General features: G+C 58.7%; 20 protein-coding genes. 5 read left to right on the forward strand and 15 right to left on the reverse strand.

All coding sequences use genetic code 11. The annotated features are described in order from the left end of the window. Positions 1-6 precede the first annotated feature (6 nt). The 9 genes from RWK44_RS15755 to RWK44_RS15795 form a co-directional block, all read right to left on the reverse strand. The gene (locus RWK44_RS15755) at positions 7-642 is read right to left on the reverse strand and encodes an NrsF family protein (RefSeq protein WP_020052521.1); all 636 of its coding nucleotides are present in this window, start codon (positions 640-642) and stop codon (positions 7-9) included. Further along, positions 639-1,193 (reverse strand): sigma-70 family RNA polymerase sigma factor, encoded by a 555-nt coding sequence (locus tag RWK44_RS15760; protein ID WP_025398402.1) that lies wholly within the window; start codon positions 1,191-1,193, stop codon positions 639-641. The genes RWK44_RS15755 and RWK44_RS15760 overlap by 4 nt, the downstream gene beginning before the upstream one ends. Positions 1,194-1,308: 115 nt before the next feature. Then, complete coding sequence (locus RWK44_RS15765) at positions 1,309-1,917, reverse strand: TetR/AcrR family transcriptional regulator (RefSeq protein ID WP_131662894.1); 609 nt, start codon at positions 1,915-1,917, stop codon at positions 1,309-1,311. Positions 1,918-2,033: 116 nt separating this feature from the next. Beyond that, complete coding sequence (locus RWK44_RS15770) at positions 2,034-2,243, reverse strand: hypothetical protein (protein WP_131639964.1); 210 nt, start codon at positions 2,241-2,243, stop codon at positions 2,034-2,036. Beyond that, positions 2,240-3,010 carry a hypothetical protein gene (locus RWK44_RS15775; RefSeq protein WP_221998437.1) on the reverse strand — a complete coding sequence of 257 codons (771 nt, stop codon included), beginning with the start codon at positions 3,008-3,010 and terminating at the stop codon, positions 2,240-2,242. The genes RWK44_RS15770 and RWK44_RS15775 overlap by 4 nt, the downstream gene beginning before the upstream one ends. After that, on the reverse strand, positions 3,010-4,107 hold the full coding sequence (locus RWK44_RS15780; RefSeq protein ID WP_316029070.1) for a Rieske 2Fe-2S domain-containing protein: 1,098 nt from the start codon (positions 4,105-4,107) through the stop codon (positions 3,010-3,012). Before RWK44_RS15780 ends, RWK44_RS15775 begins: the two co-directional genes overlap by 1 nt. Further along, positions 4,104-4,268, reverse strand: coding sequence for a hypothetical protein (locus RWK44_RS15785; RefSeq protein ID WP_020052527.1), 165 nt, complete (start codon positions 4,266-4,268; stop codon positions 4,104-4,106). Before RWK44_RS15785 ends, RWK44_RS15780 begins: the two co-directional genes overlap by 4 nt. Before the next feature lies 1 nt (position 4,269). Next, positions 4,270-4,485 (reverse strand): hypothetical protein, encoded by a 216-nt coding sequence (locus RWK44_RS15790; protein WP_020052528.1) that lies wholly within the window; start codon positions 4,483-4,485, stop codon positions 4,270-4,272. A 7-nt stretch (positions 4,486-4,492) separates the two neighbouring features. Next, the gene (locus tag RWK44_RS15795; protein WP_246621781.1) at positions 4,493-5,212 is read right to left on the reverse strand and encodes an SDR family NAD(P)-dependent oxidoreductase; all 720 of its coding nucleotides are present in this window, start codon (positions 5,210-5,212) and stop codon (positions 4,493-4,495) included. Positions 5,213-5,465: 253 nt separating this feature from the next. On the opposite strand from RWK44_RS15795, the gene RWK44_RS15800 reads away from it, so the two are divergent. From RWK44_RS15800 to RWK44_RS15820, 5 genes are all read left to right on the forward strand, one after another. Further along, on the forward strand, positions 5,466-6,794 hold the full coding sequence (locus RWK44_RS15800) for a tetratricopeptide repeat protein (protein ID WP_221998442.1): 1,329 nt from the start codon (positions 5,466-5,468) through the stop codon (positions 6,792-6,794). Positions 6,795-6,821: 27 nt separating this feature from the next. Beyond that, a complete protein-coding gene (locus RWK44_RS15805) occupies positions 6,822-7,304 on the forward strand; it encodes a hypothetical protein (protein ID WP_020052531.1) in 483 nt (160 codons plus the stop codon). Between the two features lie 108 nt (positions 7,305-7,412). Further along, complete coding sequence (locus RWK44_RS15810; RefSeq protein ID WP_316029071.1) at positions 7,413-9,044, forward strand: thiamine pyrophosphate-binding protein; 1,632 nt, start codon at positions 7,413-7,415, stop codon at positions 9,042-9,044. Beyond that, positions 9,016-10,173 carry an OpgC family protein gene (locus tag RWK44_RS15815; RefSeq protein ID WP_316029072.1) on the forward strand — a complete coding sequence of 386 codons (1,158 nt, stop codon included), beginning with the start codon at positions 9,016-9,018 and terminating at the stop codon, positions 10,171-10,173. Before RWK44_RS15810 ends, RWK44_RS15815 begins: the two co-directional genes overlap by 29 nt. A gap of 9 nt (positions 10,174-10,182) precedes the next feature. Next, positions 10,183-11,394: a CaiB/BaiF CoA transferase family protein gene (locus RWK44_RS15820; RefSeq protein ID WP_316029073.1), complete on the forward strand. Its 1,212-nt coding sequence runs from the start codon at positions 10,183-10,185 to the stop codon at positions 11,392-11,394. 271 nt (positions 11,395-11,665) lie between these two features. Here RWK44_RS15820 and RWK44_RS15825 read toward each other — a convergent pair whose 3' ends face one another. From RWK44_RS15825 to RWK44_RS15850, 6 genes are all read right to left on the reverse strand, one after another. Next, positions 11,666-12,124, reverse strand: a complete 459-nt coding sequence (locus tag RWK44_RS15825; protein ID WP_316029074.1) for a YHS domain-containing (seleno)protein — start codon at positions 12,122-12,124, stop codon at positions 11,666-11,668. A 185-nt stretch (positions 12,125-12,309) separates the two neighbouring features. Beyond that, positions 12,310-12,450, reverse strand: coding sequence for a hypothetical protein (locus tag RWK44_RS15830; RefSeq protein WP_316029075.1), 141 nt, complete (start codon positions 12,448-12,450; stop codon positions 12,310-12,312). A gap of 25 nt (positions 12,451-12,475) precedes the next feature. Beyond that, entirely contained in the window at positions 12,476-12,829 is a 354-nt protein-coding gene (locus RWK44_RS15835; protein WP_316029076.1) for a hypothetical protein, read from the reverse strand. A 72-nt stretch (positions 12,830-12,901) separates the two neighbouring features. Then, positions 12,902-13,357, reverse strand: coding sequence for a DoxX family protein (locus tag RWK44_RS15840; protein WP_168306324.1), 456 nt, complete (start codon positions 13,355-13,357; stop codon positions 12,902-12,904). 65 nt (positions 13,358-13,422) lie between these two features. Further along, positions 13,423-13,965 (reverse strand): hypothetical protein, encoded by a 543-nt coding sequence (locus RWK44_RS15845; RefSeq protein WP_316029077.1) that lies wholly within the window; start codon positions 13,963-13,965, stop codon positions 13,423-13,425. Between the two features lie 132 nt (positions 13,966-14,097). Further along, positions 14,098-14,907: an alpha/beta hydrolase family esterase gene (locus RWK44_RS15850; RefSeq protein ID WP_316029078.1), complete on the reverse strand. Its 810-nt coding sequence runs from the start codon at positions 14,905-14,907 to the stop codon at positions 14,098-14,100. Between the last annotated feature and the right edge of the window lie 652 nt (positions 14,908-15,559).

Raw genomic sequence — 15,559 nt, forward strand, 5'->3', positions numbered from 1 at the left:
CGTGACCTACCAGCGCAACAGTCTGTGGCCAAGCAAAGCACCGGTTCCGGCAACTATCGAAATGGCAATCGGATACCACAGCATTACAAAGAGCGGGCTGTCGTCATCGCAATTGGCTGCGTAGAATGTCGCCGCAATCCCTGCCGCTACGAGCCCGGCAACAGCTCCGGCGACCGCGGGTCGGGTGGGGGCAGCGGATCGAAGCGCGTAGAGAAAACAGGCAAGAGGACCCACCGATAAGAAAGGGATAATCGTCAGGCAGAGGCTGGAATTGCGCCCGATCATGCGCGTCACCCATGTCTCCGACGGCATGACCAACAGTTCAAAGATCGCCGCTGCACTCATCAACAGAGCTGGAACCGTTAAGCCCAATGCCGTCAACCGAACCGGGACGCCCGGTCTTCCAATCCGGAACATGACCATCCCACCGGTCAAGCTGAGAGATCCCGTGATCACGAATTTGAACAGGAAGCGGCCGGTCTCGATGGCCGTGACGAAGTCCGCACGCAAGCCGATGACCGCGAAGAACAAAATGGCGGCGATCAATGTAGCGGCAGTGGCAGCATGCATCAGGGCATGATCAAGATTCAGTCGAACCGGGGTATCCTGCACGAGCAGTTCGATCAACTCATCAGTTTTCATGTCACCCGCCCCGAATAGAGAGCAGCCAACCCCTTCAATGCCCTATGCAGGGAAACACGTACCGCCACCTCTGTCATTTCCAGCCGATCGGCGGTTTCCCGAACACTCGACCCTTCAATCGATATCGATTGAACGATCGTTCGTTGCGGATCCTTGAGCTTGCCCAAAATCTGTTCGATATCGATGCGATCGGAGGCTGCGATGCGTTCGTCTGCTTTAAGTGTAGCAACGACGTCCTCGAGTGGTACTGACTGACTGCCACGGCGCCGCAGGCTATCGACCACCTTGTTGCGAACGATTGCCGATAGCCATGGCCCCAAAGGCCGTGACGGATCCCATGTCCCCCGCTTGAGATGGATAGTAAGCAGCACTTCCTGAACCACGTCCTCAGCCTCGCTGGCCGGCGCACCGAACTGGTCACAACGCTTCCGCGCCATCACCCGTAAATGTGGTGTGAGGGCCGTCAGGAATTTGTGATAGGCATGACTGTCGCCCGCAATCGCGGAACGCAGCCAGGATGCCCATTCCTTTTCACGCGCCAGATCTTTCATCCGACATATCCTTCTTCGGCGGTTCTCGTGCAATTGTTACAGAGACCAGCCGGATTTTTTTGCGTGTGGGATATCGGGCCGAAACGTGCAAGCGTTTGAACGTTCATGTCATCGATCATGAGATAAGATTGTCTGACTGTGATTGGGGTTCCAGCAGTGCAAAAACGGGCCGGATAAGACCTTCCAGAAGGTCTCTTTCTGGACGCGTGCGCGCTAGCACACGAATACCAAGCAGTGTGCCGAGGAGCGTGCCGGCCATGTCCGATGCTTTTTGGCAACGATTGATCGATCCGTCTTTCTGGCCTTTTTCGACGCAGTGCCTGAAGAAAGCCTCAACCCGCACCAGGACTTGAGCCACCACCCGCTGAAACTCATCATCATGTGGTGCTACCTCGAGCGCGGAATTGACCAGCATGCAGCCTTTCCGCTTTGTATCGCTCAACGACCGCTCAATAATTTCGTTGAAAAATGCGCCGATCGCCTCACGCGGCGGCTTCGTCTCAAACCGGCCGACACGGTCGCCGAAGCTCCGTTCGACATAGAAATCGAGCGCTTTGCGATAAAATGCGTGCTTGTCGCCAAAGGCATTGTAGATGCTTGCGGTGGTCAGCCCGATTGCCTGGGCCAGATCGCGGATTGACGTTGCCTCGTAGCCGTGTTCCCAAAACCGCTCTACAGCCAGCAGCAATATTTTTTCTTCATCAAATTCTCTAGGTCTTGCCATACATCCTGTCTCCCAGAACATGGATCGAACGGGCGACTGCCCAGGGCTATCGCCGATCTATTTTAGAACATACGGTCTAAAACTCAACCCTGTATGGTTCAACCTTTGTCTGCTTTCTACTTCATCAGCCTCAGCGTCAGGCTGTTAAGGGCGGAGAGCAGTCCGATAACGGCAACCCCGAAGATCACGTAGCGCAGTTCTTCGAACGGGGTGCCGCTCAGATAGTCCAGACCATACTGCCATGCGAGGACGATCATGATGGTAGCAATCAGCGCCAGCAATAGACCGAACAGATGGCGCCAGAAGCCTCTCCCTTTCTGGGTCATGCTCCCGCCACCTCGCGGAAACTGTCGATCTTGAAAATCAGCAGATCGTCGCGGCGTTCGATATTACCTTCAAGCACCACCGGTAAACCGGTCTTGTCGAGCAAGGCCGCCGGCATCGGTCCTCCGTCCTTGGAAGCGAGAAGAAAGAAGATGTGGCCGTCCACGGGTGCAGTGGAAACGAAGACGGGTGGAACACCTCCAGAAATACACAGATTAGCGCAGGCCTTGTGCGCGAGGCCCGTCCCCGGCTTCATGGCGCCAGCACTGCATTTTCCATCACAGATCTCGCCCGTCAAACGCCACCGACCGAGATTGTCCGGCACGGACGTGACCGGCAGGGCCGGCATTTGCGGATCGGCTGCTTTTAGGTCGTCTTCGCCGCCGATCAGCAGCATGACCAGGTCTCCACGCTTAACGAAGATGCCACCGGCCTGTGCGGTTTTGCCCGCAAGTGGCAGCGCCCTGTCGTCCACCCCGAACTTGCCCGAGCCCGCCAGCATGACAGCGCGCGCGGGCTTTTTGCCGTCGGAGGGAACACGAAGAATCGGATAGGGCTTTACCTCCATGGTGCCGATCAAATGCTCGCCGGAGAGCTCGTCGGCATAGCTGCCCGCGCCTGGACTTTCGGTATTCAGGGACAGCAACGCCGAAGTCGTCGCCATAGTGGCAATGAAGAACACGATGAACCCGATCATCAGCACCCTGACATCGGCTGGGACTTTCTTGAAGTAACCGACAAAAAATCCGCGTTCGACGGGCCTCAGCATCAAACCGTTCCTCCATTCTTCGGCGCGGCAGCCGCGGGAAGCAACTCCGCGGGGATGGCCAACGGCTCCAGCTTTGTGCCAAGAGGCAAAGGTTCCGGATCAACCAGAATGCTCGATCCCTCCAGGCGAAGGCGATATTTACGGATCCGCTCCCGGAACGGCGGTGGCGAACAACCGTCCTCGAGGCGATACTGATAGCCATGCCAGGGGCAGGTGATAAAGCCGATGACGACCTTGCCTTCGCCGATGGGGCCGTTCTGGTGCGAGCAGATATTGGATACGGCTGAAAGACCACCCTTTGAACGGAAGACGGCGATGCGCTCGCCGCCCGGTGCCACCCCGATGATCGCCCTGCCTTCGGCAATCTCGCTGACATCGCCGACGATCACCCAAGGCGCCTCGGTGGCCATTCGCGACGCAGCCGCGTCAGCCGATGTCTCCCGCCGACCTGCGACAAGGTGCAGGACGCACAGTGTCGCCAATCCACCGAGCGACAAAAATGCCAAAGCAAGATCCCGGCGATCGATCACAGCGCCGAGCGCCACATGCAGGATGACCGCAGCGTAGGCGAAGTAGACGCTCATGTGGATCGCCTTCCACAGCGGCGGCGTCAGGAAGGAAAGCCAGAAATCGTGGCTCGTTACCGCAAGGACCGCCAGAATGACGAGCGCGAAGACGCCGAAGAGTTCGAAAGGAAAGCCGGCGATGCTCGTGAAGCTGGTATTGCTGGTGAAGAGCGCCGTGAGCTGTGGTGTTGGACTAAAGGAGAAATACCATCCGAGCACATAGTAGGCGTGCGTGGCTGCGATGATCGCGGTCATCACGCCAAAATGGCGGCGATTGTAGAGGAGCGGAACGAAACGGGCATCGATCCGCGCCAGTGGCCCGATTGCGAGGACGATGGTCAGCATCAGCAGGGCCAGAGACCCGAAGGCGCGCATCCGCTGGATCGGCAGGTCGGTATCCCGCAGCGCAGAGGACATGACTGGGCCCAGCCGCAGGAAAATGAGGATGTAGATGAAGATCCCGGCCAGCATGACCGCGTCATAGATGATCTTGGTCTTGTTCCAGATGACCGGCTTGTAGGACACGCTCACGGTTGCTTATCCCCCTGTGCTGCAGTGGCATCAAGGCGCACAGCCGGCGCATCGGCCGGCAGTTTCGGGACGCTCGCGAAGATGACGACAAGCATGATCGGGATGACGGCCGCAAGGCCTGTCCAGATCACTGTGTGAGCGCGACGGTGACGGCGCTGCATGCTAGGACTCTCCCCTGGAAAGTCTGGTCCACCGCCAGACGACCAGCGGCCAGAGGAGAACGAGCCCGGGGATAAGGAGCGGCCGGACTGCATAGGCGTCACGTGCTCCCGGATCGACCTTGTCGAATCCGAACAGCAGAAAGGCGACGGCGACGGCAAGACCGATGCCGGCCCAAAGCATCAATCCTGCGGAGACGGGATCGGAGATCGACACCATGGGACCCTCAGATGCGGCCGGTCGCCGGTATGGCCGCACCGGTGACGATGCCTGCTGCAGGCGAAATCAGGAACCCGATAAGCTTGGCGATATCCGTCGGCTGAACCCAGCTGTTCGTCTTCGCATTCGGCATCGCCGACCGGTTTTGCGGCGTGTCGATCGTGCCCGGCAAAATACAGTTGGCGGTAATGCGCTTGTCGCGGTTTTCCGCGGCGATCGCTTCCGTAAGCCGGATCACCGCCCCTTTCGATGCGGCATAGGCGGCTTGATTGGCGCCGGCCTTTAGTCCCGGCGCTGCCGCGACATGGACGATGCGGCCGTAGCCTGCCTGCTGCATCGGTTTCAGGACCGCCGCACTAATTGCATAAGCTGTTCTGGCGTTCATCTGAAACAACTGGTCCCACTGGTGCACGCCCGTCTCGTCGACCGGTCCTGTCTGGAAGCCGCCGACGGTATTGGCGAGCGCATCGAGCCGGCCAAATCTCGCGAGCGTTTTTTGGACCGCTTCCTGGCATGGGGTCAAATCGGCGAGATCCATGCCGCCGATCAGCAGGATTTCGCTGCTGTCGGGCAGGCTATCTGCCAATTTTTCCAAGGCTTCCGAATTGTGCTCAACGCAGACGAGCCGCGCACCGTTCGCCGCAAGCTCCCTGACGACGGCGCTTCCAAGGTTTCCTGCTGCACCCGTAACCATGACAACGGTGCTTGTTCCTGTTGCTTCACTCATGATGGTCCCGCCCTTTCGAGTTGAGGCCGCCTGCAAAGGCTCGCCCATAATTCGCGGCAGCACATGGTTTTGTTACACACGTTCTTAAAAAATTCCCGCCCGCTATGCGACGCCAGGAAATTTTGATGTGGCTGCGAAAAAATTCGGGACCGGCTGTAACGAACCACCTGACGCGACCGTAAAGGTCTCTGTCGGACGAAGGGTAATGGGATCTCGAAGGTTCCGATCGGCGTCCTCCTGAAGGAGCAAACGAATGAAGCGCGATGCTTACGGTCTCATGACCAGCACTCACAGCAACGAGGCACAACGGGCATTCGAGAATGCCGTCTTTGGTCTGGCGGCGCATCGGCCAAGTACTGGTGTAGCCATCCAGTCAACTTTGGCAGCCGACCCGCATCATGTTGCCGGCCATGCGCTGAAGGGCTTTGCAAATCTGATATTGGCGCGGTCGGAGCTCGACGAACCGGCTGCCAAGGCACTTGTTGATGCGCAGGCAGCGCTGGTGGTCAGAGACGGAGGAACCGGTGACGAGCGCACCCTTGTGAAAGCACTGGAGGCCGCCGTCGAAGGCTCGTTTTCGCGTGCGACGGATATTCTCGACGATGGTTTTGAGGATCGGTCGGTGACGTTCCTGCCCTTTAAGATTTCGCAGGCTCTGCGTTTCATGCTTGGAGATGCGCGCGGCATGCTACGGGCCAGCACGCGCGCAGTCGCCCGCCTTGACACCAGCACGACGGCGAAGGGCTTTATTCTTGGTTGCCACGCGTTTTCGCTTGAAGAGCATGGTCGGTATGCCGAGGCGCTTGCCGCGGGACAGCTTGCGGTTGCTCTGCAGCCCGATGATTCCTGGGGCCTTCACGCCGTCTCGCATGTCTTCGAGATGCGTGGCGATACGGAAGAAGGCATTGACTGGCTCGAGGCGAACCGCAAGGCCTGGTCGCGCTGCAACAATTTCTCCTTCCATATGGCCTGGCATCTCGGTCTGCTACACCTGGAACGCGGCGATCATGATCGGGTGCTGCAGATCTACGACGACGACGTTCGCCCACAGCAAACCGACGATTTCCGAGACATGGCGAATGCTGTCTCGCTCCTGTGGCGGATGGAGCAATCGGGAGCTCATGTCGGTGATCGCTGGACCGATCTGGCAGAAATAGCCCATCGTCGAAAGGCGGACACGACCTTGATTTTTGCAGCTCTGCATAATCTTGCCGCCATGGTTGCCGTTGGCGACCGCGATGGGGCTGTGGAGCTTGTATCGCATATAGAAGCCAAGGCGCTTCGTATGGATGACCAGGGCCGCGTCGCCGCCGAGATCGGTGTACCGATGGCGCGCGTTCTCACGGGTCTCCATGCTCCGGCGGACCGCTACATGCTCGAACGCATGGTGGCGAACCTGCCGAAGATCGGCGGCAGCAACGCACAGCGCGACTTTTTCGTCCTCGCGCTCGCCAGGGCGATGGCGACCGACGGCAATAATGTCGGTGTTTCGCGTATCGGCCAGATTCGCCAGCGGCTGAAGGCCGACGACCGATTATTCAAATCCATCGAACATTCGGTTGGCATGAGTTTATCCGCCTGATCTCACCTCAAAGAAAGGAAAAACACGATGTCCATGATGGAAATGCAAAAGACAAGCGTCTTCCCTGAAATTCAACCGAGCCTCGGCCGGACGATTATTCTTTCCGGCCTTGCCGCCAATATTACCTGGGAAATCTGGGCACGGCTGATCACGCCACTGTGGGTTGGCGGACCGCTGGAGCCCGCTGCTCTCGTTCAATCGGTGTTCGGGTTCAACAATTTGTTGCTGGCCGAAGCGATCCACGCGATCGTGGGCATCGTTTTTTATCCGATCGGCTACCTGTTCATCGCCCGGCCGTTGCAGCGGCTGATCATCCCCAAGCTGCCATTACTATTGACGGGTATCGGCTTCGGCATCGGTCTTTGGATCTTCGCCCTTTACGTCATGGCACACCTGTTTGGCGGCCAACCGGCATTTCTCGGTTTTGTCACCCTCACCTGGGCATCTCTGATCGGCCACATGCTGTTTGGTACGGTTGTCGCGTTCGTCGTCCGCCGCCTGGAACGCTAGACCCGTTGTGAGACTAGGCCTGCCCCATCGGGCAGGTTTTCTAACTGTGCAAGGTTTTTCCAGTGAACGCTGAGCACAGCCCACTTCACCAGATTCGAGAGATTGATCGTGACCACCGAAAGCTTCGTAACGCCGAGAGTTGCCGACATCGTCGCCAGGACGCTTCATGCCCATGGCGTCCGTCATGCTTTCGGCATGCCGGGCGGAGAAGTGGTCACGCTGATAGACGGCCTGGAGGCCTCAGGCATCGCCTTTCGCCTTGCACGCCACGAAACCGCGGCAGCGATCATGGCGGCAGGCGCGAGCGCGATGACGCAAAACCCGGAACTTCTCGTGACGACCGTGGGCCCGGGCCTTGCCAATGCGGTCAACGGCATCGCCGATGCTGCCCAGGAGCGCGTCCCCTTGATCGTCATATCCGGCATTGTCGACCGTCCGACCCGCGCGCGTTACACCCATCAGGTGATCGACCATGCGCAGTTGCTGCGATCGCTGGTCAAGGCTTCTTTCGAAATCGAGCCTGAGAGCGCTGCCTCCGCGGTCGCTCGTGCACTCGCGCTTGCCATGACGGAGCCGATGGGTCCCGTCCATCTCGACCTGTCTCCGGCGACGGCTGCCGCGGTCTCGCCAACCTTGAATGTCATTTCGCCTCCGAAGCTTCTGAAACCCTCGGTAACAATGACGGATCCGGCCGTTCATACACTTGCCGAGAGGATTGGCCGGGCGCAACGACCGCTTTTTATCGCTGGTCTTGACGCCGTACGAGATCATGCCGGTCCGGCACTTCAGCACCTGGTCGAAAAAATTGGCGCACCGGTTATCACAACCTATAAGGCCAAGGGCATCATCCCCGAGAACCACCCTCTGTCGCTTGGCGCCGCCGGATTGTCGCCGCTGGCGGATCGGATTCTTCTGAACCTGGTCCGGGATTCTGATCTGGTCCTGTCAATTGGGTATGACCCAATTGAAATGCGGCTCGGCTGGCTGGATTTCGTCGGAGATCCAGCAAAGCTGGTGGAGATTTCCGATACTGCCCCGGATCACGGCATGCATCATGCCGGAACCAGAATCCAGGCTGCACCTTGCTCTTTTTTAGAGGCGCTGGCCAATATTCACGCGGGGGCCAAGACCTGGACGGCTGGCCAACCCGCCGCCGTGAAAAACGAACTTGCCCGTTTATTCGCAAGCAATGGCAGTTGGGGACCGCACGCAATAATCGAGGCCCTCAATGCCGTCGCCGGTCAGGAAGCAATCGTCACCGTCGACAGCGGAGCGCATCGCATTCTCCTGTCGCAGAAATGGGTTGCGCCACGGGCCATGTCATTGCTGCAATCGGCGGGCTTTTGCACCATGAACGCGGCCTTGCCGCTTGCGATCGGCGCCAAGGTCGCCGATCCATCACGTCCGGTTTTCGCCGTGATGGGCGACGGCGGTCTTGAGATGGGAATCGGCGAACTGGCTACGCTACGCGATCTTAATCTGCCTATCACCATCGTGCTTTTTCAGGATCGCAGCCTGGCGTTGATTGCTCTGAAGCAGGCATCCGCCGGTCTGAAACCGGCCGGCGTCACGCTCGGCGAAACTGACTTTGCCGCCGTCGCGCGAGGTTTCGGCGGTTATGGTTTCAATGTGGAGAATTGTGATGACTTCCGTAACGAGCTTGAGGCAGCCCGCGAGCGCGAAGGCTTCACCCTCATCGCCTGCAAATTCGATGCAAGCGCCTACGACGGCGCCTTCTGAGGCCAACCAAGCGACAGGTTCAGCCCCTCAGAAGGTCAAGCGCCCCCGTGATCCGCGGCTCGACTTTTTCCGTGGTGTCGGCATGCTGATTATTCTTTTGGCCCATATCCCAAACAACGGATGGGCGCTGTGGATTCCGGCGCGCTTCGGTTTTTCCGACGCCACGGAAATGTTCGTCTTCCAGTCGGGAATGGCCTCGGCCATCGCCTTCGGCTCGACCTTCGACCGCAGCGGCGCACTTGTCCTCATCGCCCGCGTTGCACAGCGGATCTGGCAGATCTTCTGGGCCCATATTGCTGTCTTTATCGTCGTCGCCGCCATCATGGTTGTTGCCGGAACCCGTTATGACGGCGTCACCTATGTCGACAGCCTGAACCTCGTGCCCTTCGTGGAGGACCCCGGCAACCTCCTCGTCGGTTTGCTGACGCTGACTTACGTGCCGAATTATTTCGATATCCTGCCGATGTACATCGTCATCCTGGCGCTGATGCCGATGATGGTCTTCGCGTCGAAAATTCAGCGATTCCTGCCGTTTGCGCTCATGACAGCGTTGTGGCTGGCGACGCAGTTCGGCTTCACGGGGCTGCCCGCCGAGCCCTGGTCGGATCGTCCGTGGTTCTTTAACCCCTTAGGATGGCAGTTGCTGTTTTTCACTGGTTTCTTCCTGATGCGCGGCAGCCTTCCAGCTCCCGGCTTCGATCGCAGGTTGATGGCGCTCGCGATTGCCGTCGTGATTCTGACTGTGCCTTTTGCCTGGGTACGGTTCCACGATGCGCATCCAGCCTTCCAAATGGCCGCTACCACGCTTTTCCCCCTCACCGACAAGACCGATTTCGGCCTGCTGCGCTTCGTTCATTTCATGGCGCTCTGCTACATCGCCGTACATCTCGTCGGTAAGAAAGGCTCCCGGCTGCGCGGCCCTGCCGTGCGCGTTCTGACGGTGGTTGGCCAGCAATCGCTCGCCGTCTTCATCACCGGTATCGTGATTGCCCAGCCGATCGGTATCGCGCTCGATCATGCCGGTCGCACCACTTCTGCAGAGGCAATTGGAAACCTGATTGGCTTCGGCGTGCTTGTAGGAACCGCCTATCTCGTACGCTGGTTCAAGAGTTCCCCCTGGAAATCGTGAGAATCCCGAATGTCCGACCATCAAAAACCCGCCAGCCTCGAAGGTCTGCGCATTCTCGACCTGTCGCGGATTCTCGCTGGACCAACCTGCACGCAGCTGCTCGCCGATCTCGGTGCCGATGTCATCAAGGTCGAGCGGCCTGATATTGGCGATGACACCCGCAGTTGGGGGCCGCCCTTCGTGCCGGATGCCGACGGTGGCGACAGTGATCTCAGCGCGTATTTCCTGTCGGCCAACCGCAACAAGCGATCGATAGCCATCGATCTCGCCAGCGATGAAGGGGTTGCGCTTGTCGAGAGGCTGGCGGCTGTCTCGGACGTGGTGATCGAAAACTACAAGCCGGGCGATCTTGACCGCCGCGGACTCGGCTATGAGGATATTCGCAAGATCAAGCCGGATATCGTCTGGTGTGCGATATCCGGTTTCGGCCAGATCGGACCCTATGCCGAGAGAACCGGCTATGATTTTCTCGTCCAAGCGATGGGCGGCATCATGAGCATCACCGGCGAAAGCGATACGGCCGGTGGCCGGCCCCTCAAGGTCGGCCTTGGCATCGCCGACGTGATGTGCGGCATGTATGCGACCGTCGGCATCCTCGCCGCTCTCCGCCATCGCGACCGCACGGGCGAAGGCCAGTATATCGATCTGGCGCTTTATGACAGCCAAGTTGCCTGGCTTATCAATGCCGCGACGAACCATCTGGTTTCGGGAAAGGTGCCAGGGCGGATCGGCAACCGGCATCCCAACATCGCCCCCTACCAGACCTTCGCAACGGCTGCTGGTGAAATCGCTATCGCAGTCGGAAACGATCAGCAGTTCGCCCGCCTCTGTACGGCGATCGGCTGTCCCGATCTGGCGGGCGACAAGCGGTTTCGCCGCAACCGTGATCGCGTTGTCAATGTCGATGCACTGGACCGGCTTGTGACAGAGGCTCTACGAGCCGACACCGCCGAAAACTGGGAGCAGCGCCTTGTCCATGCCGAAATCCCTGCGGGCCGGGTCGCCACGATCGATCAGGTCATGACCAATCCGCATACCTTGGCGCGTGAAATGATCATGCCCATGGAAACAGTGGACGGACAAACCGTCCACCTGCTCGGCAACCCGCTCAAAATGTCCGCAACCCCGGTTCGTTTCGATCGGGCGCCGCCGCATGTCGATCAGGATAAGGACGCCATCCTTCGCGAACTCACGATGCTCGAAGCTGCTCGCCGGACTTAAACTGTCGCTTGATCGCGTCGCGCAAATGGTTTTTGCCAAGGACGCCGGAATGGGTCGTCTTGCCGATGACAAGGGCGACGTGCCGACAAAATTGAGGGCGAGCGTTTGATTGCAATCTCGTTTCTGACGCACTGCGATCGCACTGAGCCTGGCGGCAATGAGGCGTTTTCCGGCGCCGTCTGTGCTCGGGGCGGCAGGCGTCGCCCTCGTCAGCTTGAAAAGGTACCTATCCGCAATGGGTCGAATAGGTGATTCATGTCGGCATCGGCACTTACGGATCAGGTTGTACTCTGACCTTACCCCAGTTTGCGTTGGCCTTTTTGATATACCCGCTGACGTCCTGCCTCCACGTCTTCAGGACGCTGTCATTGTAATTGAAGTAGAGCTTCTTATTGACCACGGTAAAGGCTTGGGGTTCGGTTGACGCCTTGTGGCCCTGCGCCGTTCCAAAGGCGCAATAGCCGCCATACTGCGGAGCAAAATGCCGGGGGTTGGCGGTGAATGCATCGCGATGTGCGGCGGATGCAAAGTGGAACGTCGCCCCTTGGTAAGTTGCCGCGTATTTGTCCGACCCTTTCACAGGCTTGTGGTCGGTGAAATAGGCGACGGGATCATAGCCGTTGATGGCCACACCATTCGTCGTAAAAATCTCCGCGGAATAGCCGACAGAGGCGAAGGAAAGTGTGAGAGCCGCTGCAAGCGGCAGAATGGGGCGTAATGAGATCGTCATGGTCTTATCCTTCTGTTGAACGAAAGCGACCTGCCTTCTTCGTCATGGGATGCGTAGAAGTTACATTCAGGTTGTTCACACCTTTGTGTGGAGAGGGATAAACCGATTGCAGAACGAAGCGCAGGCCTTACGCGCCAGGGTTTGAAACAGTCTGCGCAACCTTTGCGACAAATTCGAATGAGTGATCACTGTCCCGTTCCCACGGCCAGAACCGCGGTCGAGCACAGCACAACCCGGTTGTCCGTTGCAATCCGGTCGACCACCGTTAAGATCGCGCCATCCACCCGGCGACGTTCATTGTCATCGAGCGTGGCATAAGCACCCATGTAGCAGTGCAATTCCCGAACGTCGTCAAGATAGGGCTGGGCCAGCAGGCCCTTCCCAGACGACCTCGATCTCTTCGATCTCGAGCGCAGAGAGGCCTGCTCCCTTGAGCTCCGCGCCCAGTCGGTCCGGGTCCGCAAGCGTTGTGAACCCTTCGGGCGGCGCCGGCGGCGCCATATTCGGATAAACGGCACGAAGCGCTTCCGCCATAACAAGGAAGGGGCCACCGCCAGGCAGCTTGCGCCACGTCGCGACGCATGCTTTGCCGCCCGTCCGGGTCACGCGAACTTGTTCCGCAAGCCCTCGCCGCCAGTCAGGAAAGATGCTGGCGCCAATCAGCGAGAAAGTCGCGTCAAAACCTTCATCCTCCAAGGCGAGCATCTGCCCGTCCAAGCCGTGACATGACATGAGCCTGGGAACGTGAAGGGGAGAGCGTTGACGGCCTTCGTGTCCTCAGTCGCGGTCGACGAGGATCTTGCTGGCCAGCGCCGCGTTCTGGTCGCGATGCGCCCAGGCTACCATCACGCTCAGCGCGAAGAGCACGATCGCGGGGACGGGCGAACCCGGCAGCACGAAGAGATGGGTCAAGGTGGCGCCGACCATGATCGCGGCGAGCAGAAGCGCACCGAGCGAGGCTACAGCCGGGACGAGTAGCGCGGCCGCGCCGATCAACTCGAGTGTTCCGGTGAAATACCGAAACCACTGCCCGAGCCCGATCTGCTCGAAGTTCTGAACCAACATCGGCAGGCCGTAGAGGTTGGCGCTGCCGGCGGCGATGAAGGTCGCAGCAAGGAGAAGCTTGACGCTCCACAGTCCGATTTGACGCCAGCGCGGTGCGGGCTGCTCTGCCCGGGGGATCCAGGTTGATTCCGCCTCATTCTTTATCGTCGGCCTGTCTGAATTCTGCATGGTAAACTCCCTCATATGGAACAATCAATTCTACAACTGCGTACGCATCTGTCTGAACATCAGGTTCATTGCGAACACATTGAGAGCGCCGCCTTCCCTTCCAGTTCCCGGATTTTGCGATCTTTCTCGGAAGCTTCCCTGATCATCTGCTCCATTCGGGCGTCAGGTGCGCGCGAGATCTCCCAGAAGGCCACGGTGAAAATCACAGGTACGGTGGCGGCATCTTTATCGTCGGTAGCTAGCAAGTGATCTGACCGCTGCGCTGCGACGCGTCCCCAAAGCTTGAGAGTGCATTCGGCGCCTGCATCGCAGCGGATGAAGGCTTCCACCGCCGCTTCGCGTCGAACAACGGTGCGGCGAAACGCCGTGCTTTCGACGTGCGCGCGAAACGTGGATCCATCGATGACATGGGGAAGCATCGCAACACTCGAGACGGTCTCGAACACAATCCCGGGGCGTATCCGCGAATAATCGATCGCCAACTCCCGCTGCGCCTGAACCAGATGAGCAATGCTCGGAGTAATCGTCTGCCCCCAGACGGCCGCGCCCTCTCCGAAGTGATGAACGATAGCATGGCCGATATTTGGACATGTGATTGACTGCAGCATGAGGGTGTTCCTTTGTAATCCTCGAACGATCCGTCAGCATCGCGCCGGACCAGGTTTTGCGACCTTGCTGCCTGCTAATTCGTGGGAATGCAGGCGGTTGTTACAAAGGATCTTCTTTTTTTGCAGCCCGGCTCACTTGGGAAAACCCATCGCTGTCAGGCCAGCGTCGAGCATATCGGACCGGGCCTCGTGGACACCGTTGTGGATGCACATGATACTGTCGCCCCGAATGCAGTCCGGTCCATCGTCGCACTCGATGCTATCCAGCGTGACTTTCTTAGCAGCCTTCATGTCGCATTTGGCGCGCTCACGCAGAATGGCCAAGCTCTTGAGAGCATCGCCCTGATGGAATTCGGTGCCAATCGCCCTACCGGCGAGCGGAAAAGTATGATCCGCGGTCCCATGAAAATGTACCATTGGAGGAAGATCGGCAACGCAGTCCTTCGGTTTTGGAAGAGGATTCCAGAACACGCCGGAGAAAGTCACCATCGCCGCGGTTTTCTCCCCCTGCTGGCAGGCGGTGTACCAAGCCATCGATGCGCCGATGGAAAAACCACCGATCACCGTCCGGTCCGGGGTAAAACCGTAGCGTTGCCGCAGGTCATCAAAAACATTCGTGATGAACGCCTTTTCATCGCGACCCTGGTTGGGACCGTGGGCAAAAGACCAACTCCCGTCGATGCCATCGACGGCTACATAGGCCAGATGATGCGCGAGCGTCATCTCGACCAGGGAGCGTTGCTGCATCTGCAACCTGGCGGAACTTTTGAAACCATGGAAATAGACAAAGACGCCGCGAATGTCGCCATCTTGCGGCAACTCGATCCGATAGCTTCCGTCCTTGACCGTACAAGCAGTCTGCGCTCCGCAGAGCATTGCGGAAGAAACAGTAAGAGGCATGACGGCGATGAGGAGCAGAGCAGCGAGCGGGCATGTGCGCATGAAGGGTATCACCGGTGTTTATAATGAGAAGTCTGCCAGAGTCCTGGTGGGTGGTGAGCAGTTTGCGCAAGGCATATTGCAATAGCGTGCGAGCGCAGCAGACGGGGTCACGTCTGGGAATTTTTTTTGGACGTTGCCGGAAGGGAAATGCGCTCCTTTTTGCATAGGGGAGTAAGGACGCTCGACCTGTCCTGTGGGCGAGCGCAGCGAGATTGGTGCCCATAAGTTGTTCCTTCAAGTTGCGGTGAATTTGCGCACGGCCCAAAAAGGTTCCGGCCCCCCGGTGATCGGGAAGGAGGTAGGAAGACCGAGTCACAGCAGATATTTCGCACTCGGGTCTCTGATTGTTACATCGGACCGTAAAAATAATGAGGACGTTCGGGCGGAATTTTGGTCGATGGGCTGAACGGCGACGCCGCGGCCGTGCGGTATCGTCGCGTTCGCTCGTTCCTATCGATGCTTCATGCGCTGCTCTGACAACCATATCGAAAATCTGTTGCAACCTGCGCTTCTGCCTTGGCGACGTCCTCCAATCCCTGATGCACGGCATCCTCATGCAGGGAGGGGCCGGCGCAAACCAACGTGAGCTTGAGGCGTTGGTTGAAAGCAGCTTGGCTATGTGGACCGCATCCGCTCAATTACCGGTCAGTAA

Origin of the sequence: Rhizobium sp. 25PS6 (genome assembly GCF_032464655.1) — a bacterium.
Classification (GTDB): domain Bacteria; phylum Pseudomonadota; class Alphaproteobacteria; order Rhizobiales; family Rhizobiaceae; genus Rhizobium; species Rhizobium laguerreae.